Source organism: Maricaulis sp., from assembly GCF_030149425.1.
In the GTDB taxonomy this organism is placed as follows: Bacteria; Pseudomonadota; Alphaproteobacteria; order Caulobacterales; family Maricaulaceae; genus Maricaulis.
On the sequence record NZ_JASBRQ010000008.1, the window covers coordinates 13,979 to 38,882 of the forward strand.

A 24,904-nucleotide genomic window follows, 5' to 3' on the forward strand; every position below is an offset into this window, starting at 1 on the left:
CCGGCGGTCACTCTAACCGGCAAGAGGGCAATTTTGGGGCAAGCCTGCTCATATGGCATTACGCCATGTATTGGCCGCCATTAATCGTCATCACGGACCCGGTCATGAAGCCGGCATCATCGCTGGCCAGATAGGCGACAGCCTTGCCGATTTCATCAGCCTCACCGAGGCGATTGACCGGAATGCCACCGATAATGGACTGCAGCACATTCTCCGGAACCGCGGCGACCATGTCGGTATTGATATAGCCCGGCGCGATGCAGTTGACGGTAATGCCCTTGCGCGCGGTTTCCTGGGCCAGAGCCTTGGTGAAGCCGATCACACCGGCCTTGGCCGCGGAATAGTTCACCTGGCCCATCTGACCCTTCTGGCCATTGATCGACGAGATGTTGATGACGCGGCCGAAACCGCGCTCGCGCATGCCTTCGATCAGCGGGCGGGTCATGTTGAACAGCGAGGTCAGATCGACACGGATGACATCATCCCACTGCTCCGGCGTCATTTTGTGGAACATGCCGTCGCGGGTAATGCCGGCATTATTGACCAGGATATCGATCGGCGCTCCTGCAGCCTCCTCGGCCGCCTTGATACCAGCCACACAGGCCTCGTAGTCGCCGACATCGAATTTCACCGTGGGAATACCGGTCTCCTCGGTAAAGGCCCTGGCCTTTTCCTCATTACCGGCAAAGTTGGCGACCACGGTGTGGCCTGCCTCTTTGAGCTGAAGAGAAATTGCGGCGCCGATGCCGCGCGAACCACCCGTAACCAATGCAGTGCGTGCCATTTTGACCCCCGTCGTGCTGTTGTAATGCTGCTGCCGCGAACAAACTCAACTTTTCGCGCTTGCAGCACACCGCCTCAAGCGCGTAAACCCCTTAATAATAAGATCAGCGCCCTAGTCGAGCGAATAACGACAGGCTAGGTCGCTTTTTGGGGGAAGTGAGGATTTCGCAGTGGCACAAAGCAAGGGCTCGAATTCGGTGATCGTGATCAAGAAATATGCGAACCGCCGTCTCTACGACACGTCGACCAGCCAGTATGTAACGCTCGATCACCTGCGCGACCTGGTCAAGAACGGCACCGACTTCCAGGTCGTTGATGCCAAGTCCGGCGAGGATCTCACCCGTGGCGTCCTGGCCCAGATCATTTTCGAGGAAGAGGCCCGCGGCGCCAATCTCCTGCCGGTCGACTTCCTGCGCCAGTTGATCAGCTTCTACGGCGACAGCCTGCAGAGCGTTGTCCCCGGCTATCTGCAGATGTCGATGAATAATTTCGCCCAGCAGCAGGAAGAATTCCGCTCCCGCATGACTGAGGCGATGACCAATCCGCCGGCCTCCATGGCGATGCTGGAAGAGCAAACGCGCCGCAATATGGAAATGTTCGGCCAGGCCATGCGCATGTTCACCCCCTTCAGTGCACCGGGCACCCCCGGAGCACCGGGCGCCGCGGGCGAAGCCCCGAGCGAGGCTCCGGCCAAGGCCGAGGCGGCTGAGGGCGACGATATGGCCAAGATGCGCGAAGAGCTCGATGCCATGCGCGCCAAGCTGGACAAGCTCGCCAGCAAGGACTGAGACCGTCCGGCCGCGTTAATATTTCCGTATCCATCTGGGACAGACGGGCCGCCGGGCGCGCCAATTTCGCGCGCCTTTCGGCCGCAGGGTTGCCTTGCACCACCAGAATCATGGTTAATGAGGGCTTAACACTTGGCACACGCCTTGCGACACCCTTGGTATGACTACGATCCGCAGCCTCGTCACCGTCCCGACCCCGACCGCCCGGCGCATTCCGCCGGCCGGTAAGGCACGCGGATCCAACGACCGTCCGCCGCGGCGCGAAAACGCCCTGGTGCCTGTTGTCACGGCCCCGGCCCAAAAGCCGCGTGCCAAGACCGTTCACCGGGCCCGCAATGCCGCGGCGGAGGTCGTCGTCCAGGTCATCGCCGGTCAGCCGCGCCGCGGTATTCGTGCCGAGGCCAGCGAGCAGGACCGCTATCGCCGCGCCTATGCCCAGGCGGCCAGCCAGCCGGCACCGAAGCCGCGCTGGGAGAAGTGCGCATGATCGCGTCGCGGGCCGGATACAAGCTCGGCTATTGGTGCGATGTCGTCTTTGCTGCCGTCATGGTGGCGCTGTTTTTCTGACCGCTTCGTGTTGTCTTCCGGCATGAAAAACGCCGCCCCGGGGTCCCGGAGCGGCGCTCTCTTTGTGCGATTTTTGCGTGATCTACGCTTCGCCACCGACCGCAAGGTCGCGGCGGGCGGAGACGATGGTCACGACGAAACCGGCCACGGTGTCCATCAGCGCCATCAGCGTGATCAGGAAGAACGGCGCGGTACCGAAATTCCCGACCAGCAGGAACAGCACCATACAGATCACGAACACGCCCATGGACAGGCCGTGATTGAGGATCGTCGCCGTGCCGGAACCGGCCGATTTGATCAGCTCGATGAACAGCATGACCATGCCGAGAATGATCAGGACATCACCCTTGGACAGATCGAGTTCGCCATTGACCATCGGCAGGCTGAAAATGACCGACGTCATATCGGCACCGGTCAGATATGCGACCAGCGCATAACCGACGACCGGAATGAGCATCAGCGGAAAAACATTAAACATGGAGCCACCCCCGTTTGCGCGACCACGACCGCCACGGGCCTGGTTCGCTGCCATCATACCCAACAATACGCCGTTGTCCCCGCCGGCCATATCGTACCCTTTCATTTGCACGCGAAAATGCGTGACTGACTAGACCTCATCCGCCCCGCGCGGATTCCGTGCGCGCGAATTTAACCACATCATCCCCATCATGTCTGTCAAAGAGGCGAAAAGACGGCCAAAATTCGTATATTTTGATGACCCGATCGTGCGGTGGCGGTGCGTCACCGGGCGAAATTCGCAGAGATATCCCTCGCGATTCATCAGCGCAGGCAGGAAACGGTGCTGGTGATCAAAAAAGGGCAGTTCGAGATAGGCATCGCGCTTGAATGCCTTGAGACCACAGCCGGTATCATTGCAATTATCGTTCAGCATGCGCTTGCGAATGCCGTTGCCGAAGCGCGAGGCGAACTTTTTCCAGCCCGAGTCCTGACGATTGGCGCTGCGGTCTCCGCCGACAAGAGCGAGACCTTCCGGAGCGTCGTCGCGCATCAGTGCGTCAATGACCACGGGCAGGTTTTCCGGCGGGTTCTGGCCGTCGCCGTCCAGCGTCGCGACGACAGACCCGCGGGCATGCATGACGCCGGTCCTTACCGAGCGCGACTGGCCGGCATTATGGCGATGGGCGACCACGCGCAGGGCCGGCAGTTCGGCCTTGGCGTCGATCAGCTCCTGGCGGCTGCTATCGGTCGAGCAATCATCGACGAAAATCATCTCATAATTGCGCCCATCAAGAGCGGCCGCGATCTCGCGGGCCAGGGGAACAACGTTTCCGGCTTCATTATAGGCCGGAACAACAACGGAAATATCGGGGGTCTGGCTCATAGTCATGTTCGCTCGAGCTTGCGTCATAGTGTTTCCCCGTTACATACCGGGTTCTCGTCATGACGCGAGGGATTTTTCCTTTCGCTGCAGCTGGAGTGTTACATGGCCGAGCTTGCCCAGGGCAAACGCGCCTTTGTTATTATTGCTCTGATCGTCGCGCTGTCCGCGCTGGCAGGACTGTTTACCCTGCCGCCGCTCGACCGCGATGAGAGCCGCTTTGCCCAAGCCACGGCGCAAATGCTGGAGACCGGCAATTTCGTCGAGATCAATTTCCTCGACACCGAGCGCAACAAGAAACCGATCGGCATTCACTGGCTGCAGGTGGTCACGGTCGGCGCGCTCTCGGACGCGGAAGCACGCGAGATCTGGGCTTATCGCATACCGTCCATGCTCGGCGCCATTCTCGCCGCCCTCGCCTGTTTCTGGGGTGGCTCCCGCCTGATCGGCCGCGAGGCGGCCTTTGCCGGCTCCGCCCTGTTCGCTGCGACGGTTCTCCTGGGCATTGAAGCGGGGATCGCCAAGACCGACGCCATGCTGGCCGGAGCCACCACACTGGCGATGGCTGCCCTGGCGAATCTGAGGGCCGATGAGAAAGCGGGCTGGAAGACGGCCATGCTGTTCTGGTTCGCCATCGGGCTCGGCACCCTTATCAAGGGACCGGTCACGCCAATGGTCGCCGGGCTGGCCATCGCCGCCCTGGTCGCCTGGGAGCGCAAGCTCAACTGGCTCAAACCGCTGCTCTTCATTCCCGGACCGCTGCTCGCCATCGCCATGGTCCTGCCCTGGCTTGTCGCTATCCAGATCGCGACCGAGGGTAATTTCCTGCGCGAAGCGCTGGGCGATGATCTCGGCCCCAAACTGGTCTCTTCTCATGAGCGCCATGGTGGTCCGATCGGCTATCACCTGATGTTGATGCCGCTGATGTTCTTCCCGGCCATCCTCTTCATCCTGCCCGGCGCCGGGCGCCTGGTCAGCGCTATTCGCGGCGAGGATGAAAACCTGGCCAAGGCGGCGCGTTTCCTCATCGCCTGGGCGGTGCCGACCTGGCTGGTGTTTGAAATCCTGCCGACCAAGCTGCCCCACTATGTCCTGCCGGCCTATCCGGCACTGGCGCTGGCCGCTGGCTGGGGGCTGATGGAGATTGCCAAGGCCAGGCCCTGGCAACGCTGGACCAGCTGGGGGCTGTATGCTTTCGCAGCGCTCGTCTTTGCGATCCTGATCCCGGTCGCCTTCCTGATCTATGGCAATAATGCCAGCTGGGACGCGGTGCGCCTCTCCCTCGCCGGCTTCCAGAGCGGGTTCTCGCTGACCGCGCAGCCGGAAACCGCTGCCGTGATCGCCCTGGTCGCCGCCCTGTTTGCGGCGCTGGCCGGCGCAACCCTGGTCGCGGAACGGCTCAAGCCGGGACTTCTGGTCCTCATCCTGGCCATCGCCTCGGGGCTGGCCTGGCAGATCGCCATTCGCGGTGCCACCGTACCCAATGCCTATGCCATGCGCCTGGCCGATCAGGTCCGCGCCGCGCGGGACTATTCCGAGACTATCACCGGCATTCCGGCCAGTGAGATCATCACCGCCTCGGGCTATACCGAGCCGAGCCTGGTCTTCTCGCTCGGCAGTGACACCGTGCTGGGTGAGAGTGCGGATGTCCTGGCCTTCGCCGCCAACCGCAGCGAACCGACCATGGTCGTGCTCGACCTGTCGCGCGATGCGGAGTGGAAGCAGTTTCTCACCGATCCCTTCCCGCTGCCCTATAACCAGACCCAGCCCATGCAGGAGCAATTGGACAGGCTGGAGATCTGCCATACCAGCCTGGCCAGCGGCACCAATTATTCGCGCGGCGACGAAACCGTTCTGGCCATCTTCTTCACCCGGTGCCAGGCCGATGCGGGCCTCACGGCAGCCCCGGTTGAGGAAACAGATGCAGGAACGGACACCGCAGCGCCGCAGCAATCCCGGGCCGTCCAGCAGCGCGTGCAGGCCACCATGCTGGCCTTGATGATGATGGGGTTCGGTCCGGTTGAAACCGTACTCGCCGTCAGTGATGACGCGGACTTCAACCCGGAAATCCTGGCCAATACCAATGCACAGCTGGTCAGCTGGGACGCGTTCGAGGCGGATGACGGCACGCTGCGACCGGCAAGTGCGCCCTACGCCGTGGTCTATGATCTCCAGGCTGCTCCGGCACGCATTGACGGGGATTGGAGATTTGGCGGCTGTGGCGCGGAACTGGTCGGCACGCCGGAGCAACCCGAACTCATCGTCGTCCAGTATAATTGCGCGGAGTGAGCCCGATGACCCAACGCGTTGAAATCGTCGAAGTCGGCCCGCGTGACGGGCTGCAGAATGACCCGGTCCTGCTGCCCACCGATGTGAAGATCGAATTTGTCGAACGCCTGATCGATGCCGGTGTGAAACGTATGGAAGCCGCTAGCTTCGTGCACCCCAAACTGGTTCCGGCCATGGCCGACAGCGCCGAGGTGATGAGCCGCGTGCCCCGGGTTGATGGAGTGAAATACATCGGCCTGGCGCTGAATGAAAAAGGCTTGCGCCGGGCGCTGGATGCCGGCTGTGACGAAGTCAATTACGTCATGGTGGCCTCACCCGGCTTCGGGCTGAAAAACCAGAATGCCACGCCGCAGCAAACCGCCGATGCGTTCGACCAGATTGCCGTCCTGGCTCATGATGACGGTGTGCCGGTCTCGGTGACCATCTCGGTCGCATTCGGCGATCCGTTCGACGGCGAGGTCGACCCGGCCATTCTCGGTGAACTGGCGGCCCGGGCACGCGCTGCGGGTGCTGTTGAGCTGGCATTGGGCGATACGATCGGGGTCGCCGACCCCTGGGCCGTGCGCCGGGCCATCGACATTGTGCGCGAGCAGAGCGGTGACATGCGCCTGCGGCTGCATTTCCACAACACGCGCAATACGGCCATGGCCAACATCTTTGCCGCCATCGAGGCCGGCGTGGATGTCATTGATGCGTCCTGCGGCGGGATTGGCGGCTGCCCCTTCGCCCCGGCTGCGACCGGCAATGTCGCCAGCGAAGACGTGGTCTACATGCTCGACCGGGCCGGTATCGAAACCGGCATCGATCTCGACAAGATGATCGCGACAGCGAAATGGCTCGAGGACGAGGCGCTCAAACACCCGATCGCCAGCGCCCTGGCCCGGGCAGGCGGCTTCAGGCCCGTACCGGCCTAGGCTTCGGACCGCTTCACGTCCTGCTGCGGCGGCGAGGCCGATGTGCCGCGGGTTGCCGGTAACCGCGACTTGCCCGGCTCGCGCACCTCCTCCCGTTTCAGGACGCGATTGACCCGGTTCTTGACGAGATGCCAGGCGACACGGGCCCAGATCGCCAGGAAGACCGGCACCGCCATCACCACAGTGCCGGTGCGCTCGAACACACTGGGGTAGAATTTCCAGAAATACTTCACCAGGCCGGCCGCCTTGTGCGTCTCCACAAACAGCGGGCTGGTTTCGCTGGTCCCGCCATAATGCAGGATATTGGCGCGCGGTTCGAAAAAGACCCGGCCACCGGCATTGCGCATGGTGCGGCACAGATCGATATCCTCGACATGCAGGAAATAGCGCTCGTCGAAGCCACCATGGCGCGCGAACACCTCGCGCGGGATCAGCATGGCGGCACCGGACACGGTTGGCACCTCGACCAGGGCTTCGGGCAATTGCTCGTCTTCCCAGTGGATCGAGCCGAGCCACGGCATCAGGCGCTCAAGACCGAGAAAGCTGACCGCAGCGCTGCGCAAGGTCAGCTCGCCACGCCGGGCACCGCGTTGCTCGCTGCCATCATCATTGAGGATGCGGCCACCGATGATCCACGCCTCGCCCTTCATTTGCGAAGCAGATTGCATGAGCTGATCCGCCGCTGTCGGCACCAGGACGGCGTCCGGGTTGAGGAAGAGCAGGAGTTCACCCGTCGCCACTTCGGCGCCGAGATTACAGCCCTTGCCGAAGCCCAGATTGGCGCCGGTCTCGATCAGCTTGAATTTGGGATTCTCAGCCGCGAGGTCGCGCAGTTCGACCACGGTCGCGGGCGGATTGACGTGATTGACGAAAACAAACTCGTCCACGGCCGGTGTCGCCAGCACTGACTTCACCGAATCCATAAGCCGCTCTCCTGTCATCCAGGACACGGTTACGACGCTGAGTTTGGGCTCAGACATGATCACGTTCAGTTTTTCGCACGAAGGAAAAATACCGCACTCGCCGCCAGGGCGACAGCCCCCTGATGCCATTCCTGCCAGACACCATAGGAGAAGATCAAAAGCACTGCATAGCTCACCGCGACCCATACGATTGCCGCGCACTGAATCCGGCCGATACATTTGTTCAGGCTGAGTTGCTCGCCGAGCGCCACCAGCGCCACACCGAGAAGCAAGGCACCGACCAGCCCGGTTTCCAGCCAGATCTGCAGCGCCGCATTGTGCGGATGCAGCGGCAGCCCTTCGAGCTCGCGCCCGGCCACTTCGATCGTCGCACTGAGCGGACGGGAGGCATCCAGGCCATGGCCGAACCAGGGCGCCTGGTAAATCAGCTCGCTGGCGAAAGACCAGATCTCCAACCGCCAGGCCCAGGACAGCGGAATATTGTCCACCACCGCCGGCGGCAGGGAATTCAACACACCGGGCACAATCAGCGGCATGGTGACGATAGCGCCGGCGATGCCGCCAAAGGTGACCGCCAGCATGGCGCGCGGAAAGCGCAAGGCGACCCCGGCAGCAATGGCCGCGATCAGATAGGCGGCCGCATTGACCTGGGTTTCGAAGCTAAACGCCGCCACCAGGGTCAAAAGGGCGAGGACAATGCCGATCAGCGGCCCGCCCTTATGCCAGGCCAGGAAAACCGCGGGCCCGGCCAGCAGGACCAGGGGCGCGGCGGCATGCCCGAGGGAGCGGTTGACGTCGATCATCAGATCGGAGTGGCGGGCATAATTCACACCCTCCACCGTGGTCTTGAAGCTGGCCGTTCCCGAGCCGGCCGTCAGGGCCTCGGCAAACAGGAACAGGCCAAGGGCAAAAACGGTGAAAATCAGCACCGCTTCAACCCGGCTGCGCCAGCGCCCTTCCAGCAGGCCAACGCGGACAGCAAACAGGATGTAGAGCGGGATACCGAGCACGGTCTTGGGGATTTGCTGCGGATCATCATGCGGTGACCACAGGAAACTGACCCCGACCCAGACCAGAAACAGCGCCAGCGGCACGCTGGCCCAGGGCCAGCGCACCTGGCGCCAGGAATGCGGCCAGAGCGGCAGCATGATCAGGGCGGTGAAGGCCATCAGCGGAGCGATCAGCAAAGAGCTGGCCACGGCCGACGGATAGGCGAGTGCAAATACGATGCACCCGACAATACCGACCTTGGCCTCGCTTCGCGTCATCGCGCTTCCGCCCGCTCTCAGGCCCGCTTGAGATCCGGGGCAAGCGCCTCGGCCTTGAGCTGGGCAATGGCCTGATCAAGCGGCAGGACTTCCTGGGTCCGGTTGCCATCGCCGAGGAAACGCAGCGCCACCGCGCCCTCTTCGGCTTCCTTGCGGCCGACCACGGCGATCACCGGAACCTTGCCGACCGAGTGCTCGCGGACCTTGTAGTTGATCTTCTCATTGCGCAGATCGACATCGACCCGAAGCCCGGCGGCAGCCATGGCATCGGTAACCTGCTGGGCGTATTCATCCGCATCCGAGGTAATCGTCGCGACGACGATCTGGCGCGGTGCCAGCCAGAACGGCAGCTTGCCGGCATAGTTCTCGATGAGAACACCCAGGAAGCGCTCCAGCGAGCCGAGAATGGCCCGGTGCAGCATGACCGGACGGTGCTTGTCCGCATCCTCGCCGACATAAACCGCATCGAGACGTTCCGGCAGGTTGAAGTCACACTGGATCGTACCGGTCTGCCATTCGCGACCGATCGCGTCCTTCACCACGAAGTCGAGTTTGGGACCATAAAAGGCGCCATCACCCGGATTGTGCTCATAGTCGAGGCCGGAGGCCTGGGCTGCGGCAACCAGGGCGGCCTCGGCCTTGTCCCAGACCTCGTCAGAGCCGACGCGCTGTTCGGGACGGTCGGAGAATTTGATGCGCGGCTCTTCAAAACCGAAATCCTCATAGACCGACTTCAACAATTCACAGAAAGCCGTCACTTCCGCCGTGATCTGATCGACCGTGCAGAAGATATGGGCGTCATCCTGGACAAAGCCGCGAACGCGCATCAGGCCGTGCAGCGACCCTGACGGCTCATAGCGGTGACAGGATCCGAACTCGGCCATGCGCAGCGGCAGGTCGCGATAGGATTTCTGGCCCTGGTTGAAGACCTGGACGTGGCAGGGGCAGTTCATCGGCTTTACGGCCAGGACTTTTTCTTCCTGGTCGATCGAGGAGATGAACATGTTCTCGCGATACTTGTCCCAGTGGCCCGAGGCTTCCCAGAACTTCCGGTCCATCAATTGCGGCGTCTTGATCTCGACATAGCCATTCTGTTCCAGGCGGCGGCGCATATAATTCTCGACCGAGCGATACAGCGTCCAGCCGGCCGGATGCCAGAATACCTGGCCCTGGGCTTCTTCCTGGAAGTGGAAAAGCTCCATCTGCTTACCGAGACGGCGGTGGTCGCGCTTCTCCGCTTCCTCGATGCGGTGCAGATGCGCCTTGAGTTGTTTCTCGTCGAGCCAGGCCGTGCCGTAGATACGCTGCAGCTGGGCATTGCGATGATCGCCGCGCCAATAGGCGCCGGCCACCTTCATCAGCTTGAAGGCCTTGCCGATCTTGCCCGTCGACGGCAGGTGCGGCCCACGGCACAGATCCATCCACTCACCCTGGCGGTAAATGGTGATGGTCTCGTCCTCGGGCAGGTCCTCGATCAGTTCCGCCTTGTACTGCTCGCCCATCGCCTTGAACTTGGCGATCGCTTCATTGCGGTCCCAGACCTCGCGCTGGAACGGCAGGTCGGCATCGACGATCTCGCGCATGCGCTGTTCGATGGCCTCGAAATCTTCCGTCGAGAAGGGCTCGTTGCGGGCGAAGTCGTAATAGAAACCATCCTCGATCGCCGGGCCGATGGTGACCTGGGTTCCCGGGAACAGGTCCTGGACCGCCTGGGCCAGAATGTGCGCCGTATCGTGACGGATCACCTCGAGCGCCTCGTCATCCCTGCGGGTGATGATGGCAACTTCGGCATCGCCCTCGAAGGGGCGCATCAAATCCCATTCCTCGCCGTCGACCTTGGCGATAACCGCGGCCTTGGCGAGTGATTTGGAAATCCCCGAGGCGAGGTCAAACGGCGTCGCGCCATCTGCCAGTTCGCGTTTGGATCCATCGGGAAGCGTTACGTTGATCATGTTTCTTCGTCCTTGCCGTCGACGGGTGCTGCCGCCGTTAGCGTGTCACGGTCCTGAGCCCTTTTGGCCGGTTTGAATTTCCAAACCGCCCACCAGGGCGCATGCGTTTTGTCCTGCGGTGCCGGATCGAACCCGAAAGTTCCCCCCGGCCGGCATCGTCCAAGCCGTCCCAGCGTCAGCCAGAACCCGCGCCAGGCTCCCTGGGCGCGGACGGCATCGGCCGAATACATGGAACAGGAGGGTTCGTGCCGGCACCGGATACCCAGCGCGTAAAACAGTGGCGACAGCGTATAGCGATAGACCGCCAACACTGCGACCATGAGCCATTCTACCGGCCCCAGCCCCCGACCTGTCCGTTCGGATGAACGCATGTCAATCAAGCCTTTTAACGCCGCGCTCTGTGCTGTCCACACTGAACCTGCTTTGTCTTGGCGCGGCCACCAAAAATATCTGTTTGAAAGGGTTTGGCTCGGGCGGACCGCCTGTCCCGCGTCCGGCGGGGGCGGCCAGCCCTAGGCAGTCAATGTCTGCGGCCGGGATGTCGCCTCGATGGCGTCCAGTGCCGCCTCAAAGGCCAGCAGGACCGATTGATGCCGGGCCGGATAATCGCGTGCACCTTCAAGCGCGGCCAGTTCAGCGAAGCGGCCCTGCGGCGGCGCAGCGCCGTCTTTGAGCATGGCTTTAAGGCCGTCGCGTCCGGCGCGGATCTCCGCCGCCGTCGCCCCCAGCGCATGGCGTGCGAGCACGGCTGCGGCGGCCTGGCCGAGGGCGCAAGCCTTCACACGCAAGGCCAGATCAGCAATGCGGTCGTCTTCACACCGCAGATCAAGCTCCAGCTCCGAACCGCACAAGCGTGCGACCTTGCGCACGCGAGCGTCCGGTGCGTCGAGTGCTCCCAGGCGCGGAATATCCGCCGCCAGTCTGAGCACGTCGCTGGAGTAGAGGTGATCGGTCATGCTTGGATATTTAAGCGATGGCGCCGCGCCGCGCCAGTGGGTCATTCTGCGCTTTCAAGATAATCCAGATCCGTCCGCTCACCGATACTGAGTACACGCGGCAAATCGAAAGGCGGTTGCGGCGCACGGCCAATCTGGGGTGCCACGCCGATATCCAGCACGGTGATATCATTGATCACCGCACAGGCACGGGCCAGGGCCTCGGCTTCAGTCTTGTTGGCTGCAAGGACGCGATAACTCAGGACAAAACGCCCGCTGACGTCGGCGCCCATAATCATCGCTTCAAATACCACCAGGACCATATCAAGGTCCTCCGGTTCGCTAGAGAACAAGCATAGCCGAAAAATTCCCGCATGCAAAATATGGGTTTTGACATGCGACCATACAGGTGCGAATGATCGCTTCGCTGCACCCTGGCGGTGATGCACAGCGCTGTGATTTTGAAATTCGGCTTAGACGCCCTAAATAGACCCCAAGCGCAAAGGCGCAGACTATTCGATATCAGGTCCGGGCTGCAAAAAAGCCCAGCATTCTCCCCTGATCCGGAAACCGGAACTTCGTTTTGAACGTATGAACGTCAAAACGGCCCGAAAACGAAAGGATCCATCCCGATGGACGCCATGACACCCGAAGACGCCCGCGTAGCGGCGACCGAACCTGCTCGCCCCTCCCGCGAAGAAGCCGAAGCGGCTGTTCGCACCCTGATCGCCTGGGCCGGAGATGATCCGAACCGCGAAGGCCTGATCGACACGCCCAAGCGCGTGGCGAAGGCCTATAAGGAGTGGTTCTCCGGTTACGAAGCCGATCCGGCAAAAGAGCTCGGCCGCGTCTTCGAAGACGTGCAGGGCTATGACGATATGGTCATGCTGACCAATATCGATATCGAGAGCCATTGTGAGCACCACATTGCCCCGATCATCGGTGTCGCCCACGTCGCCTATCTGCCTCGCAAGGCGGTTGTCGGCATTTCCAAGATCGCGCGTGTGGTCGAGATTTTCGCCAAGCGCCTGCAGACGCAAGAGACCATGACGGCCCAAATCGCTGATGCGCTGACCGATGCCATGGACCCGCTCGGCGTCGCGATCTATGTCGATGCCAAGCACCAGTGCATGACCACCCGCGGCGTACATCACCCGAACGTGTCGACGATCACCACGACTTTCACCGGTGATTTCAAGACGGATGCAGAACTTCGCACCCGCTTCATGACCATGATCGGTCGCGCCTAGGCGCCAGTCCCGCGATTAGAGAAAAGGCGGCTCCTCTGTTGAGGGCCGCCTTTTTTATTGCCTTGTCCTTGCGTCTTAGCCGACGCGTTCCATGACTTGCTCGCGTCCATTGCCAGCAGGCGTGACACGCCAGGCGCTCTCCACACTCGCTTCATAGTCGAGCGAGAGAATATCGGAAACGCGGACATATTCTGCATCCAGCGCCTCGGGCGTCACCGTCATGCGGATATAGCCGTGATCACGCATATTGCAGTGACGCACCGCCGGATTGGTCTCGACGAACATGTCGCCGTAATTCACCCCCGGTGCGGCAAAGCTCGAAAACGGTGACGGGCTCGATACCGAGGCCGTCACGAATTCCGAACCGAGGCGGTGCCCCTGCGCGTCGACCAGATCATTGGTCCAGTAGGAATGCACATCGCCGGTGACCGTGATGATGTCGGCATCGACCTCACGCAGGGCAGCATAAAGCCGCTCCCGCTCGGCCGGGAAACCGTCCCACATATCCAGTCCGAAGGGGATTTCAAACCGGGTCGAATTGATGAATTGGCGCGCGAAATCATTATTGCGCGTCGCAATCCAGCGCAGCCAGCCCGGCATGGTCTGGGTGAAGTCCGGGAAATCGACCTTGGCCATGATCACCTGGTTGGCGATGATGCGCCAGGGTTTGCCGGCGGCGACAGAAGCGCCAAAGGCATCGCGGATTTCTCCGATCTGCTGACTGCCCAGCAATTCACGTTGATCGTCGCCGACGACATCCCGTTTCCAGTCCGCAATGAGCGCCAGATTCTCCGGCGTCATCTCGGCATTGGGATCGATCGGCAGGCTGTCCATGGCAATTTCCGGCGAGCGCACGCTGAGACGGCTTTCCAGGAAGGCGACCGTACCCAGATCGCCGATTTCGAACACGCCGCGGCGGGTGTGCGGCTGGTCGATTTCGCGGCTCGGCGTCCATTCATACCAGGCGCGCAGGGCGGCATCGCGGCGGGCGATCCACTCCCCCTCGCCCTCATCATGGTTTTCCGCACCGGTCGCCCAGCTGTCATTGGCAGTTTCATGATCATCCCAGATCATCACCCAGGGCGCCGCCGCATGCAGCGCCTGCAGACCCGGATCGGTCTTGTACTGGGCATGCCGGGCGACATAGTCCTGATAGGACAGGATTTCATGCACCGGCTCGGAGACGCGGTTGAGCTCGACCGAGTTGGTACTGGCATACCCATCTGCGCCGTACTCATAGATATAATCGCCCAGGTGCAGGACGAGATCGAGGGCGCCATTTTCGGCCGCTTCCCGGTAAACATTGAAGTGCCCGGCCGGGAAGTTGGAGCAGGAGAAGACGCCGATCCGGTATTGCGCCACTGCGCCTTCCGGCAGGGTGCGGGTGACCCCGACCGGGGAATACTGATCATTGAGACGGAAGCGGTAGAAATAGCGCTCGCCCGGCTCAAGCCCGTCCGCCAGGATTTTCAACGTCCCCAGCGGCTGAACCGTGATGTAGGCGATCTCCTCGCCCTGTTCGAACACGATATCCTCAAAGGCTTCATCGCGCGCCAGCTCGACGCCGCGATATCCACCGCCATCATTGCTCAGCGCCGTCCACAGCATGACGCTGGTCTGATCGGGGTCACCGGAAGCCACACCATGCCGGAACGGGCCGTCGGCCGGCGGCACGAAGGCATCGATCTGCGGCTCACTGGAACAACCGCTGACGGCCAGGCCTGCGCCGGCCGCCCCCCAAAGCGCACCGCGGCGCGTAATGTCGAACTTCGTCATGTTTCACCTACCCCAAGAACTGTCGCTGAAGACCTTATAAAACGAGAACGGCCGAAACGCGCCCCCCCTAGTCGCGTTCCGGCCGCCTCAGAGTCGCCCCCCGGGGCGCCCCCTAGAAATTCACGCCGAGGCGCGCACCATACATGCGCGGCGCCCCAGCGATGAAGGTCGGGATACCGAAGCTGTCACCGGTATTACCCGCATCAATGATGTACTCCTCGTCCAACGCATTGGTGACGAAGAGTTCGCCATACAGGCCGTTCGACGCTGTGTCATAACGCAGCCGAGCGTTGACCAGGCCGAAATCACCCTGGACCTCATCCTGGATGGCGTCAGTCAGGTCGTTGTCATTGTCAAAGAAGACTTCGGACTGCCAGGAGAACGTCGGCACGAAGGACAAGGTGCCGTGAGCTCCCAGATCCTTGGTCTTGAGAAGACCGATCGAGAAGGCGTGTTCCGGAGAAAGCCGGAAGACATTCCCGGCGAATTCCTGGGCATTCCCCTGGTTGTCGGCGGTGTTGAACTCGGCGAAATTGTAGGCGTAGGTCGCGAAGACAGCGAAGGTCTCGCTTAACTCGTGGTCGAGCTGGGCTTCAAAACCAAACTGGGTCGCGCGACCCGCATTGTCGGTTACGAAGTTTGCTGAGTTCGGCTCGAAGCGACCGGTCTGGAAGTTCTCGTACTCGGAATAATAGACTGAGCCCTGAAAAGTGGTGCTTTCCCAGGTCTTGAACAGGCCGAACTCGAGGCTGTCGACCAGTTCGGCCGGCGCGACAACGAAATCTCCTCCTGAATAGGACAGGACGTCCGGGCGGCGGCCGCGAGCATAGGACGCCCAGATATTGGCCGAGTCGGAGAGCTGGTAGTTGGCGGCGAAACGCCAGGTGAAATCGTCGAAGGTCCGCTTACCGGAGCTCTCGACATCGCCGTTTTCGGTATAGGGGATGAACAGGGTCGGCCCCGGTGTCAGCGTGACAATCGGTGAGCCCTGGGTGATCGGACGTGCATAGATCTCGGTTTCTTTGTCTTCCTGGGTCCAGCGCAAGCCACCGGTCAACTCCAGGCGATCATTGACCTGGTAGGAGAGTTCGCCGAACAGGTCGATCGCTTCGGTGCTAGAGGTGTTGGCGGTTTCTTCCAGGTAGAAGTCGCCAAGCGGGACGATCTGGGCCAGCGACGGGTCAATAAAGCCCGGCAGGATGGCCAGCACGAAGATCTCGACCGGATTGTAGGGGTTGTCAAAGCCTGACGCGTTCGGGACCGAGAACAGGGCCAGGCCCGCTTCGATATCGGACACGGAGGCGCCAGCAAGCGCCGCGATGAGGGGCGCGTTGACCGCCTGGGCGACGCGCGGGTTGGTCGCCAGCGGAATGCGCTGGGTGCCATTCTCGTAGAAATAGGATCCGCCGAAGAAGGCCGTCAGGTCGCCGCCATTATCGTAGTTGAAGCGAACTTCCTGGGACCACTGACTGCCGCGCGCGTCCTCGGCGACGACCAGCAGCTCAGCTTCGAAACCGTCCGGGTCGAAGATTTCCAGCGATTCAAACTCGCGCCAACCCGTGATGGAGCTGACCGACCAGGCGTCGTTGAGCTGATAGTCAGCCAGCGCCGTGACGGAGTAGACCTCGCGCTCGAGGCCAAGATCGCGGCCGCCTTCAAAGCCGCCAAACGTGTTCAGCGCTGCCGGCTCCCACGGTTCGATCTCGCCGCCGAGCGGAGCGAAAGTACCGGATTTAAACGAGGTCCCAGCCGGTGTGTCTTCCTGATAATTGGCAATCAGGTCGAAACGGAAGTCTGCGGTCGGCTCCCACGACACAACGCCGCGGATGGCGTTCAGGTCAACGGAGTTGAAGGCCTCGCCGCCGAGCGCATTGTCAACATATCCGTCGCGTTCCTTGTGCACGCCGGAGAAGCGGAAACCGAGCCTGTCGCTGACCGGCATGTTGATCATGCCGCGCAATTCGGCGCGGTTGAAATCGCCGAATGCAATCTCGGCATTGCCGTAGTTGTCGGAGAAGTCTGCCTTGTTCTGGATCAGGTTGATGCCGCCGATCAGAGCACCGCGGCCAAACAGGGTCGGCTGCGGGCCGCGCGCGATCTCGACACGCTCCATGTCAAACAACTCGACATAGGAACCGCGCGAGCGCGAAATCGAGACGCCATCCTGGAATACGGCAACGCGTGCTTCGTCAGTCGCCGCACCGCTGTCGGACGTGATACCACGGATCACGAAGCCCGGATTGTTGGGAGACTGTTCCTGGATTTCCAGACCCGGCACGAAATCTGACAACTCATCGAACTGCTGGATACCAAGCAGGTCGAGGCGTTCGGAATTGTAAGCTGTCAGATTGATCGGCACCTCGCTCAGCGACTGCTCCCGCTTCTGCGTCGTGACGGTGATGATGTCGGCGGTCTCCACGGCCTGGCCATAGGCCGGAGCGGCAGTGATGGCTGCCACACCTGCGGCTGCCAGTAGGCGAGCTTTGTTACGCATATTACCTTATCCCCAAAATTCCAGACGGCGACATCGCGCGTCCGCTGGGGCGGGCTGTTAGCGGCGCTCCGTGACAGCTCCGCGACGTCTTGGTAACGGATCATTAACGCACCGCAGCATCCATCGCTGCGTTGCAAAAAGACAACGCATTTGCCTACGGCATAAGGGTTTTTCATGGATGACGCTTCTCAAATTCGCGAAATAGAAGCCCCTGAAGACGCCCATGGTGCGCGCCTGGATAAATGGCTCGCCGACAGCTGGGAGGAATTCTCCCGCTCGCGGCTGAAAGCCCTCATTGAGGACGGCCAGCTGACCGCCAATGGAGCGGCGCTGACCGACCCGTCCGCCAAGGTGCAAACCGGCACGGTTTACGCCCTCAATGTCCCGGCCCCGCGCCCGGCGGAACCCAAGCCGGAGAAGATGGACCTCAACATCCTGTTCGAGGATGACGCGCTGATCGTGTTGATGAAACCGGCCGGCCTCACCGTGCACCCGGCGGCCGGACACTGGACCGGCACGCTGGTGCACGGGCTCCTGCATCACTGCGCCGGTTCGCTGTCCGGCATTGGCGGGGTTGAGCGGCCGGGGATTGTACACCGGCTGGATATGGATACGTCCGGCGTCATGGTCGTGGCCAAATCCGACGCTGCACACAAGGGGCTGACGGCCCAGTTCGCCGAGCACTCCGTGGAGCGCGCCTATATCGCCTTCACCAAGAACGCCCCCTCGCCCAAGGCCGGGCGGATCGAGACCCAGCTGGTGCGCTCCTCCAAGGATCGCAAGAAGTTTGAAGTCCCGCATGATCCCCATAGCGAGGCCGGCAAGCATGCGATCACCAACTACCAGACCCTGGCACGCTTCGGGCAGGCGCCCGGAGCGGCTATCGGCACCGGTCTGGCGGCCAAGGTGGAATGCCGGCTCGAGACCGGGCGCACGCACCAGATCCGCGTGCACATGGCCCATATCGGCTGCCCGCTTTTAGGCGATCCGCTCTATGGCTCGCGCCGGGGCGGGATTATCGGATCCTCCGATAATGGCCGCGAACTCAAGGAATTCCGCCGCCAGGCCCTGCACGCAGCCATCCTCGGCTTCACCCACCCGGTCACCGGCGAGCAATTGCGCTTTGAGAGCGAATTGCCCAAGGATATGCAGCGGCTAGAGAAATTCCTGGAGCGGTTATGACCATCACCATGACACGCGGTGTCGGCGGTTCCGATGCGGCAAGCGAACTGGCCAGACTTGGCGATATGCTGGGCCATTGCCGGCCCATCCCGGTGACCGAACACGAGGCCCGCATCGCTGCCCTGCAAGCCCGGCTGCGCGCGCTCGGGTTCGACGCGGCCTATATCGATGCCGGCGCCAATCTGACCTATTACACCGGCACCAACTGGCACCCGTCCGAGCGCCTCGTCGGGGCGGTGATCCCGGCGGAAGGCGCGATCACCTATATCGGACCGGCCTTTGAAGAAGGCACGATACTGGGCTTTATGGGCGTTCAAGGCGCCCTCGCCGTCTGGGATGAGCATGAGGACAGCTATGCCCTGACGGCCCGCGTGCTGGGCGCGGTCAAGCGTGTTGCGCTTGATCCGGCCCTGCCGCTGTTTCGCTTTACCGGCCTGCGTCAGGCATTACGCACCGCCACGGTCGAGGACGGCAGTGCGCCGATCCTGTATGGCCGGGCCCGCAAATCCGCGGCCGAGCTTGCCCTGATGCAGGCAACCAAGGATGCCACGCTGGAAGTGCACAAGGCCGCCGCCCGCATCCTGCGCGAGGGCATCACCACCTCCGAGGTGACAGAATTCATCCATGCCGCGCACAAGAAAATTGGCGCCCCGGGCGGCTCGACATTCTGCATCGTCCTGTTCGGGCCGGACAGCGCCTTCCCGCACGGGGTGGCGCATCCCAAAGCCCTGGAACTGGGCGATATGGTGCTGATCGATACCGGCTGCGCCATGCATGGCTATCAGTCCGACATCACCCGCTCCTATGTTTTCGGCGAGCCGACCCCTAATCAGCGCCGGGTCTGGGATGCCGAGAAAGCCTGCCAGGCTGCCGCTTTCCAGGCCGCGCAGATCGGCGAACCCTGCGCCGCCGCCGATGCCGCCGCCCGGGCCGAAGCGGAACGGCTCGGTTTCGGCCCGGACTATCAATTGCCGGGCATCCCGCACCGCACCGGTCACGGCATCGGCCTGGACATCCATGAAGGCCCCTATCTCGTCGGCTCCGACCAGACGCCGCTCGATGTGGGCATGTGTTTTTCCAATGAGCCGATGATCTGTGTACCGGGCGAGTTCGGCATCCGGCTGGAAGACCATTTCTACATGACCGAAGACGGCCCGCGCTGGTTCACCGAGCCGTCAAAGTCGGTGGATGATCCGTTCGGCTAAAGCCTGGCGCTAGACAGAACCGCGCTTGATCGCGGCCTGCACTTTCAGCGCCTGGACCGTCATGCGGACATCATGCACGCGCACCATGGCGGCCCCGGCCTGGGCGGCGCGCATGGCCGCTGCGAGCGAGCCACCGAGGCGTTCCATCTCGTCTGCACCGTCGTCAATGGCGGCGATAAAGCGTTTGCGCGAGGCGCCGAAGAGCACCGGATAGCCCAGCTTGATGACCTGATCGAGGTCGCGCATGAGCGCGAGGTTATGGTCCAGCGTCTTGCCGAAGCCGATACCCGGATCGAGCCAGATGGAATTGACGTCGACCCCCGCCCCCATGGCGATATCGGCCCGGTCGGTCAGGAAATCGCAGACCTCACCCACCACGTCTTCGTAATCAGGGCTGTCCTGCATGGTCTTGGGCTTGCCGGACATGTGCATGAGGATGACCGGCACGCCCAGCTCAGCGGCGACCTCAAGCGCGCCCGGCTCCTGCAGGGCCCGCACATCATTCCAGATATCCGCGCCAGCCTCGACCGCCGCGCGGGCGACCTCGGGCTTGAACGTGTCGATTGAAATACGCGCCGCCGATTGCTCACGCAGCGCCTTGATCACCGGGATCACCCGGCGCAGCTCTTCCTCGACCGGCACCGGGTCGGCACCGGGCCGGGTGGACTCGCCGCCGACATCGATCACATCGGCGCCATTGCGCAGCATTTCCAGCCCGCGATCGACCGCCGCCGCCTGGTCTACAAAGGCGCCGCCATCGGAAAAACTGTCCGGCGTGACATTGAGCACGCCCATAACGAAGGGCAGGTCGGTTTTTCGGCGCGGGCGAAAGTGCGGCATGACGTATCCGTGAAAAGACAGGCGGGCTCTGGCTTTATAGGATTGAGTCTGCGCGAACGGAAGCGCGGAGAAAGCAGACGGACATCAAAGGTCATGGCCACCACCTGCCAGACGCAGAGCTATCTAGCCGGCCAGGCGATCCACAGCCTCGCCGCTTACCAGGCCTGGGGGGCTCCGCAGAGCCTGACCCACCTCGTTGACCGCGTCTGGGCCCAGGAAGGCTTGCCCCATCCCGGCCCGCCGCAATTCCTGCTGCCCCATGCCGAACCCAGCCTGTGCCTGCTGCAAACCGGCGCTAGCGCGCGACTGGTCTTGTGCGGTCCGGCAAGAACACCGCGCGTCTCCGCCCTGGCCCCGGATCAGCGCCTGTTCGGCATTACCCTGCGTCCGGAAATCGCGGCGGCCTTGAGCGGTATTCATCCCAATGACTGTATTGACCGGATGGAGACGCCGGACCGGCGGCTCACCCGCGGTCTGGCAGGGCTGACCGACCGCATCGCCACTTTGGAGACCCGGACCGGGCTTGAGCTTTACCTGCAGGGCTTTGCCCGCCTCGCCATTGATATCATCGAGACTGTCGACCCGGCGCCGGAGGTCGAGGCGGCGCACCGCATCCGTCAGTATCGCGGACAGGTCCGGCTTGGCCGCTTGGGTGAGGATCTCGGCCTGTCGCCACGGCAATTGCGGCGGCGCTTTATCGACCGGCTGGGCATTTCGCCCAAGCGCTATGCCCGGGAACACCGGCTGGCCGCAGCGATTGGCGAAGCCGATGCCGGGCTCAGGCCGGACTGGGCAGCCATCGCTGCCGGTGCCGGTTATTGCGACCAGGCGCATTTGATCAGCGAAACGCGCGATCTGACCGGTCTGACACCGGTCGAGCTGCATGCCCGCCGGCGCGGCATGTCCGAAATCTCCAATACGTCCGCCTGAGCGCGCGTCAGAACGGTCTCCCCAGAAAGGAGACTGATCCATGCGTACCCTGTTTCTCGCCGGCGCGATGACCCTCGCCGGCCTTTCCTCCCTCCCCGCAGCCCAGGCCCAGGACACAGAGGTGGCCGAAACGCTCGATTTCAGTGGCATGAGCTGGCGTATCGCCGCCCGCGAAGCACGTAGCGAACAGATCGACGGGCGCGATGCTGTCTACCTTGAGGCCGGGCGGATCTGGCTGGATGAGGCCGCTTTCAGTGATGGTGTGATCGAGTTCGATCTGCGCATGCCGGCACCGCAGCAAGGCTTCGCCGGCCTGTCCTTCCGTGCCCAGGACGACCGCCTGTATGAGGATTTCTATCTGCGCGCCCATCTCAGCGACAAGCCGGATGCCTCGCAGTATCAGCCGGTCATCAACGGGTTGGGCGGTTGGCAGATCTATGCCGATGAAAATGCGGCTCAGGCCGTCGGACTGCGCCATGGCGAATGGATGCGCGTCCGCGCGATTGTCCAGGGCGACAGCGCCGAATTCTATCTGGATGACGATACACCTTTCCTGCACGTCCCCGATCTGAAGGCCGATCTCGGTGCTGGCGGTCTGGGTCTGCGGGCCGGCGGTCAGATCGGCTTCCATTTCGCCAATTTCAGCTATCGTCCCCTGCGCGAGGGCGAGGTGCTGCTCGGCTCCCCCGCCGAGACTTCGGAACCGCCGGAGAGCATTATCGGCAGCTGGTCTGTCTCCGCGCCCTTTGACCAGGCCGAGGTAACCGCCCAGGTCAATCTACCCGATGACTTTATGGCCGGGCAGGACTGGTCCGAACTCGGTGTTGAGACCAATGGCATTGCCAACCTGGCCCGTCTGCATGGCCGCAGCGCCGGCGCCGACACGGTGCTGGCACGCCTGACCCTGACCGCCGATGAGGCCACGCAGCGCCTGCTCCGGCTCGGCTATAGCGATCAGGTGCGGGTCTATCTCAATGGCGAGTTGCTGTTTGCCGGCGATAGCCGCTGGCGGGCTCGTGATTATCGCTTCCTGGGAACCGTCGGCCTGTTCGACGCGGTCGGGCTGCAATTGCGCCAAGGCGAGAACACGCTGGTCCTGGCGGTTACGGAGGGCTTCGGCGGCTGGGCCGTCATGGCAGAGCTGGAGGATCGCTCCGGCCTCACCATTCGCCAGCCTCACCATTAGACCGTGATCACAGCGGGGGGCCGAACCGATTATTCGGCGGGCCGCTGAAATGAGGCCCCGGCGGGGGGCGCCGGGGCCGGACGGGGTCGAGTTCGCCGAAACTCTACTCCGCCATCTTTCGGGTGCTGCAGAGGGGCAGAGCAGCAGCCCTAAACCCACAATCGGTCAAGACGTGGTTCGTCATCTCAGGCATCCAACGCGCGCAAGCTCTCACGGCCCGGCAAAACTACTTTAGGGTGTGCAGCGCACAAATCCAAGCGCGAGCGGCGATATTCCGCCAAGAAAAAACCCCGGCTCGGACGAGCCGGGGTTTTCCTGATTTGATTCACGCCGCTTAGGCGCCTTGCGGCTCTGGCGGTGTGCCCGGGTCCTCATCCGTGGTCGGCACGGTCGAAGCCGGTGCTGTCGGCGGCGGAGTGGCATCATCTTCCGGACGCGAAGGCGGCTTGCCGTCCAGCAGGTCGGTAATCTCCGAGCCGGTCAGGGTTTCATATTCCAGCAGTCCCTGGGACAGGGCCTCCCAGTCCTTGTTCTTCTCGGTCAGGATGCGGCGCGCCTCATCCATACCGGCCTGGACCAGGCCTTTGACCTCTTCCTCGATCTTGCGGGCCGTCGTGCCCGAAACCGATTTCGACTGGACAATCTGCTGACCCAGGAAAACCTCGCCCTGATTGTCGGCATAATCGATCGGGCCGAGCTCCTTGGAGAAGCCCCACTGGGTCACCATGGCCTTGGCCAGACGGGTCGCCTGCTGGATGTCAGACGCGGCACCGGAGGTCACTTTCTCCTCGCCGAACTTCATCTCTTCGGCGACGCGGCCGCCCATCATGATGGCCAGACGCGAGGTCATTTCCTCATGCGTCATCGACAGCTTGTCGCCTTCCGGCAGCTGCATCACCATGCCGAGGGCACGGCCACGCGGGATGATGGTCGCCTTGTGCACCGGATCTGCCGCCGGCACGTTGAGTGCGACGATGGCATGGCCGCTCTCGTGATAGGCGGTGAGTTCCTTTTCCTTGTCGGACATGATCATGGAGCGCCGCTCCGGGCCCATCATCACCTTGTCCTTGGCGTCCTCGAACTCCTGCATCGACACAACGCGCTTATTGCGACGCGCCGCCAGGAGCGCGGCTTCATTGACCAGATTGGCCAGATCCGCACCGGAGAAGCCCGGCGTGCCGCGGGCGATGGTCTTGGCATCGACATTGGGGCCGAGCGGAACATCGCGCATGTGCACACGGAGAATTTTCTCGCGGCCGATAATGTCCGGATTGGGGACCACGACCTGACGATCGAAACGGCCGGGACGCAGCAGGGCCGGATCAAGCACGTCGGGACGGTTGGTCGCGGCGATGAGGATAATGCCCTCATTGGCTTCAAAACCGTCCATCTCGACCAGCAGCTGGTTCAGCGTCTGTTCGCGCTCGTCATTGCCGCCGCCCAGGCCAGCACCACGCGAGCGGCCCACGGCATCGATCTCGTCGATGAAGATGATACACGGCGCATTCTTCTTGGCCTGCTCGAACATGTCGCGGACACGCGAAGCACCGACGCCGACGAACATTTCCACGAAATCGGAACCGGAAATGGTGAAGAAGGGCACATTGGCCTCACCGGCCACGGCACGGGCGAGCAGCGTCTTACCGGTACCCGGAGGGCCGACCAGCAGCGCGCCCTTCGGGATCTTGCCGCCGAGGCGCTGGAACTTGCTCGGGTCTTTGAGGAATTCGACGACTTCCTGCAGTTCTTCCTTGGCCTCATCAACGCCGGCAACATCGTCAAACGTCTTGCGGCCATGATGCTCGGTCAACAGGCGTGCCTTGGACTTGCCAAAGCCCATGGCGCCGCCACGGCCGCCGCCCTGCATCTGGCGCATGAAGAAAATCCACACCCCGATCAGCAGCAGGAAGGGGAACCACTGGAACAGCATGGTCAGCAGGAAATTGCCTTCCGAGGCTTCCGGCTGGACATCGATATTGACGTCATTCTCGCGCAGGATCGGCACAGTCTGCGTGTCCTGCGGCGGGATGGTGACGCTCATCGTCTCGCCATTGGTGGTGCGCGCGGTGATCTCATCGCCCTGGATGGTGGCGTTGGAGACCTGGCGGCGCTCAACCATGTCGAGGAATTCCGAATAGGTCACTTCCTCCGATGGCGGGGCGACATTGGAGCCCTGGTCCATCAGCTGCATCAGGGCCAGCAGCAGGACCAGAACGACAGCCCAGATCAGGAAGTTTCGCATTTGCATTCGGATCACCCGTTCGTCGTTTACGCGTTCCAGAC

Annotated in this window: 22 protein-coding genes; 9 read left to right on the plus strand and 13 right to left on the minus strand. The window is 62.5% G+C overall.

The window, feature by feature from the left end:
- Window positions 1-58 precede the first annotated feature (58 nt).
- Window positions 59-784 carry an acetoacetyl-CoA reductase gene (gene phbB, locus Q1V57_RS01645; RefSeq protein ID WP_300527126.1) on the minus strand — a complete coding sequence of 242 codons (726 nt, stop codon included), beginning with the start codon at window positions 782-784 and terminating at the stop codon, window positions 59-61.
- A 169-nt stretch (window positions 785-953) separates the two neighbouring features.
- Here phbB and phaR point away from each other — a divergent pair, with 169 nt between their 5' ends.
- Both phaR and Q1V57_RS01655 read left to right on the plus strand, forming a co-directional pair.
- On the plus strand, window positions 954-1,571 hold the full coding sequence (phaR, locus tag Q1V57_RS01650) for a polyhydroxyalkanoate synthesis repressor PhaR (RefSeq protein WP_300527127.1): 618 nt from the start codon (window positions 954-956) through the stop codon (window positions 1,569-1,571).
- A 160-nt stretch (window positions 1,572-1,731) separates the two neighbouring features.
- Complete coding sequence (locus Q1V57_RS01655) at window positions 1,732-2,058, plus strand: hypothetical protein (protein ID WP_300527128.1); 327 nt, start codon at window positions 1,732-1,734, stop codon at window positions 2,056-2,058.
- Between the two features lie 162 nt (window positions 2,059-2,220).
- Here the strand turns inward: Q1V57_RS01655 and Q1V57_RS01660 are convergent, their stop codons facing one another.
- Together Q1V57_RS01660 and Q1V57_RS01665 are read right to left on the minus strand one after the other, a co-directional pair.
- Window positions 2,221-2,616 carry a hypothetical protein gene (locus tag Q1V57_RS01660; RefSeq protein WP_300527129.1) on the minus strand — a complete coding sequence of 132 codons (396 nt, stop codon included), beginning with the start codon at window positions 2,614-2,616 and terminating at the stop codon, window positions 2,221-2,223.
- Window positions 2,617-2,745: 129 nt separating this feature from the next.
- Window positions 2,746-3,480 carry a glycosyltransferase family 2 protein gene (locus tag Q1V57_RS01665; RefSeq protein WP_300527130.1) on the minus strand — a complete coding sequence of 245 codons (735 nt, stop codon included), beginning with the start codon at window positions 3,478-3,480 and terminating at the stop codon, window positions 2,746-2,748.
- 102 nt (window positions 3,481-3,582) lie between these two features.
- Here Q1V57_RS01665 and Q1V57_RS01670 point away from each other — a divergent pair, with 102 nt between their 5' ends.
- On the plus strand, window positions 3,583-5,766 hold the full coding sequence (locus Q1V57_RS01670) for a glycosyltransferase family 39 protein (RefSeq protein ID WP_300527131.1): 2,184 nt from the start codon (window positions 3,583-3,585) through the stop codon (window positions 5,764-5,766).
- Between the two features lie 5 nt (window positions 5,767-5,771).
- Window positions 5,772-6,680, plus strand: coding sequence for a hydroxymethylglutaryl-CoA lyase (locus tag Q1V57_RS01675; RefSeq protein ID WP_300527132.1), 909 nt, complete (start codon window positions 5,772-5,774; stop codon window positions 6,678-6,680).
- On the opposite strand, the gene Q1V57_RS01680 is transcribed toward Q1V57_RS01675, so the two are convergent.
- From Q1V57_RS01680 to Q1V57_RS01705, 6 genes are all read right to left on the minus strand, one after another.
- On the minus strand, window positions 6,677-7,660 hold the full coding sequence (locus Q1V57_RS01680; RefSeq protein WP_300527133.1) for a glycosyltransferase family 2 protein: 984 nt from the start codon (window positions 7,658-7,660) through the stop codon (window positions 6,677-6,679). The two genes, Q1V57_RS01675 and Q1V57_RS01680, sit on opposite strands and share 4 nt — an antisense overlap.
- A gap of 8 nt (window positions 7,661-7,668) precedes the next feature.
- Window positions 7,669-8,871, minus strand: a complete 1,203-nt coding sequence (locus Q1V57_RS01685; RefSeq protein ID WP_300527134.1) for an O-antigen ligase family protein — start codon at window positions 8,869-8,871, stop codon at window positions 7,669-7,671.
- A 17-nt stretch (window positions 8,872-8,888) separates the two neighbouring features.
- Entirely contained in the window at window positions 8,889-10,823 is a 1,935-nt protein-coding gene (gene thrS, locus Q1V57_RS01690; RefSeq protein WP_300527136.1) for a threonine--tRNA ligase, read from the minus strand.
- The gene (gene yidD / locus Q1V57_RS01695; RefSeq protein WP_300527137.1) at window positions 10,820-11,143 is read right to left on the minus strand and encodes a membrane protein insertion efficiency factor YidD; all 324 of its coding nucleotides are present in this window, start codon (window positions 11,141-11,143) and stop codon (window positions 10,820-10,822) included. Before yidD ends, thrS begins: the two co-directional genes overlap by 4 nt.
- 192 nt (window positions 11,144-11,335) lie before the next feature.
- Entirely contained in the window at window positions 11,336-11,779 is a 444-nt protein-coding gene (locus Q1V57_RS01700; protein ID WP_300527139.1) for an iron-sulfur cluster assembly scaffold protein, read from the minus strand.
- Window positions 11,780-11,820: 41 nt separating this feature from the next.
- The gene (locus tag Q1V57_RS01705) at window positions 11,821-12,081 is read right to left on the minus strand and encodes a hypothetical protein (protein ID WP_300527140.1); all 261 of its coding nucleotides are present in this window, start codon (window positions 12,079-12,081) and stop codon (window positions 11,821-11,823) included.
- A 309-nt stretch (window positions 12,082-12,390) separates the two neighbouring features.
- Between Q1V57_RS01705 and folE the strand changes: the two genes are divergently transcribed.
- The gene (folE, locus tag Q1V57_RS01710; protein WP_300527141.1) at window positions 12,391-13,008 is read left to right on the plus strand and encodes a GTP cyclohydrolase I FolE; all 618 of its coding nucleotides are present in this window, start codon (window positions 12,391-12,393) and stop codon (window positions 13,006-13,008) included.
- 75 nt (window positions 13,009-13,083) lie between these two features.
- Here the strand turns inward: folE and Q1V57_RS01715 are convergent, their stop codons facing one another.
- Window positions 13,084-14,784: an alkaline phosphatase D family protein gene (locus tag Q1V57_RS01715; RefSeq protein ID WP_300527142.1), complete on the minus strand. Its 1,701-nt coding sequence runs from the start codon at window positions 14,782-14,784 to the stop codon at window positions 13,084-13,086.
- 112 nt (window positions 14,785-14,896) lie between these two features.
- Window positions 14,897-17,278 carry a TonB-dependent receptor gene (locus tag Q1V57_RS01720; RefSeq protein ID WP_300527143.1) on the minus strand — a complete coding sequence of 794 codons (2,382 nt, stop codon included), beginning with the start codon at window positions 17,276-17,278 and terminating at the stop codon, window positions 14,897-14,899.
- Window positions 17,279-17,452: 174 nt separating this feature from the next.
- Here Q1V57_RS01720 and Q1V57_RS01725 point away from each other — a divergent pair, with 174 nt between their 5' ends.
- Window positions 17,453-18,460, plus strand: coding sequence for an RluA family pseudouridine synthase (locus Q1V57_RS01725; protein ID WP_300527144.1), 1,008 nt, complete (start codon window positions 17,453-17,455; stop codon window positions 18,458-18,460).
- Window positions 18,461-18,468: 8 nt separating this feature from the next.
- Window positions 18,469-19,665 (plus strand): Xaa-Pro peptidase family protein, encoded by a 1,197-nt coding sequence (locus tag Q1V57_RS01730; RefSeq protein WP_366145053.1) that lies wholly within the window; start codon window positions 18,469-18,471, stop codon window positions 19,663-19,665.
- A 9-nt stretch (window positions 19,666-19,674) separates the two neighbouring features.
- Here the strand turns inward: Q1V57_RS01730 and folP are convergent, their stop codons facing one another.
- Window positions 19,675-20,505 carry a dihydropteroate synthase gene (folP, locus tag Q1V57_RS01735; RefSeq protein WP_300527147.1) on the minus strand — a complete coding sequence of 277 codons (831 nt, stop codon included), beginning with the start codon at window positions 20,503-20,505 and terminating at the stop codon, window positions 19,675-19,677.
- A gap of 93 nt (window positions 20,506-20,598) precedes the next feature.
- Here folP and Q1V57_RS01740 point away from each other — a divergent pair, with 93 nt between their 5' ends.
- Together Q1V57_RS01740 and Q1V57_RS01745 are read left to right on the plus strand one after the other, a co-directional pair.
- Window positions 20,599-21,435: an AraC family transcriptional regulator gene (locus Q1V57_RS01740; RefSeq protein ID WP_300527148.1), complete on the plus strand. Its 837-nt coding sequence runs from the start codon at window positions 20,599-20,601 to the stop codon at window positions 21,433-21,435.
- Between the two features lie 40 nt (window positions 21,436-21,475).
- Complete coding sequence (locus Q1V57_RS01745) at window positions 21,476-22,621, plus strand: hypothetical protein (RefSeq protein ID WP_300527149.1); 1,146 nt, start codon at window positions 21,476-21,478, stop codon at window positions 22,619-22,621.
- A 334-nt stretch (window positions 22,622-22,955) separates the two neighbouring features.
- On the opposite strand, the gene ftsH is transcribed toward Q1V57_RS01745, so the two are convergent.
- The gene (gene ftsH / locus Q1V57_RS01750) at window positions 22,956-24,869 is read right to left on the minus strand and encodes an ATP-dependent zinc metalloprotease FtsH (RefSeq protein WP_300527150.1); all 1,914 of its coding nucleotides are present in this window, start codon (window positions 24,867-24,869) and stop codon (window positions 22,956-22,958) included.
- Window positions 24,870-24,904 lie beyond the last annotated feature (35 nt).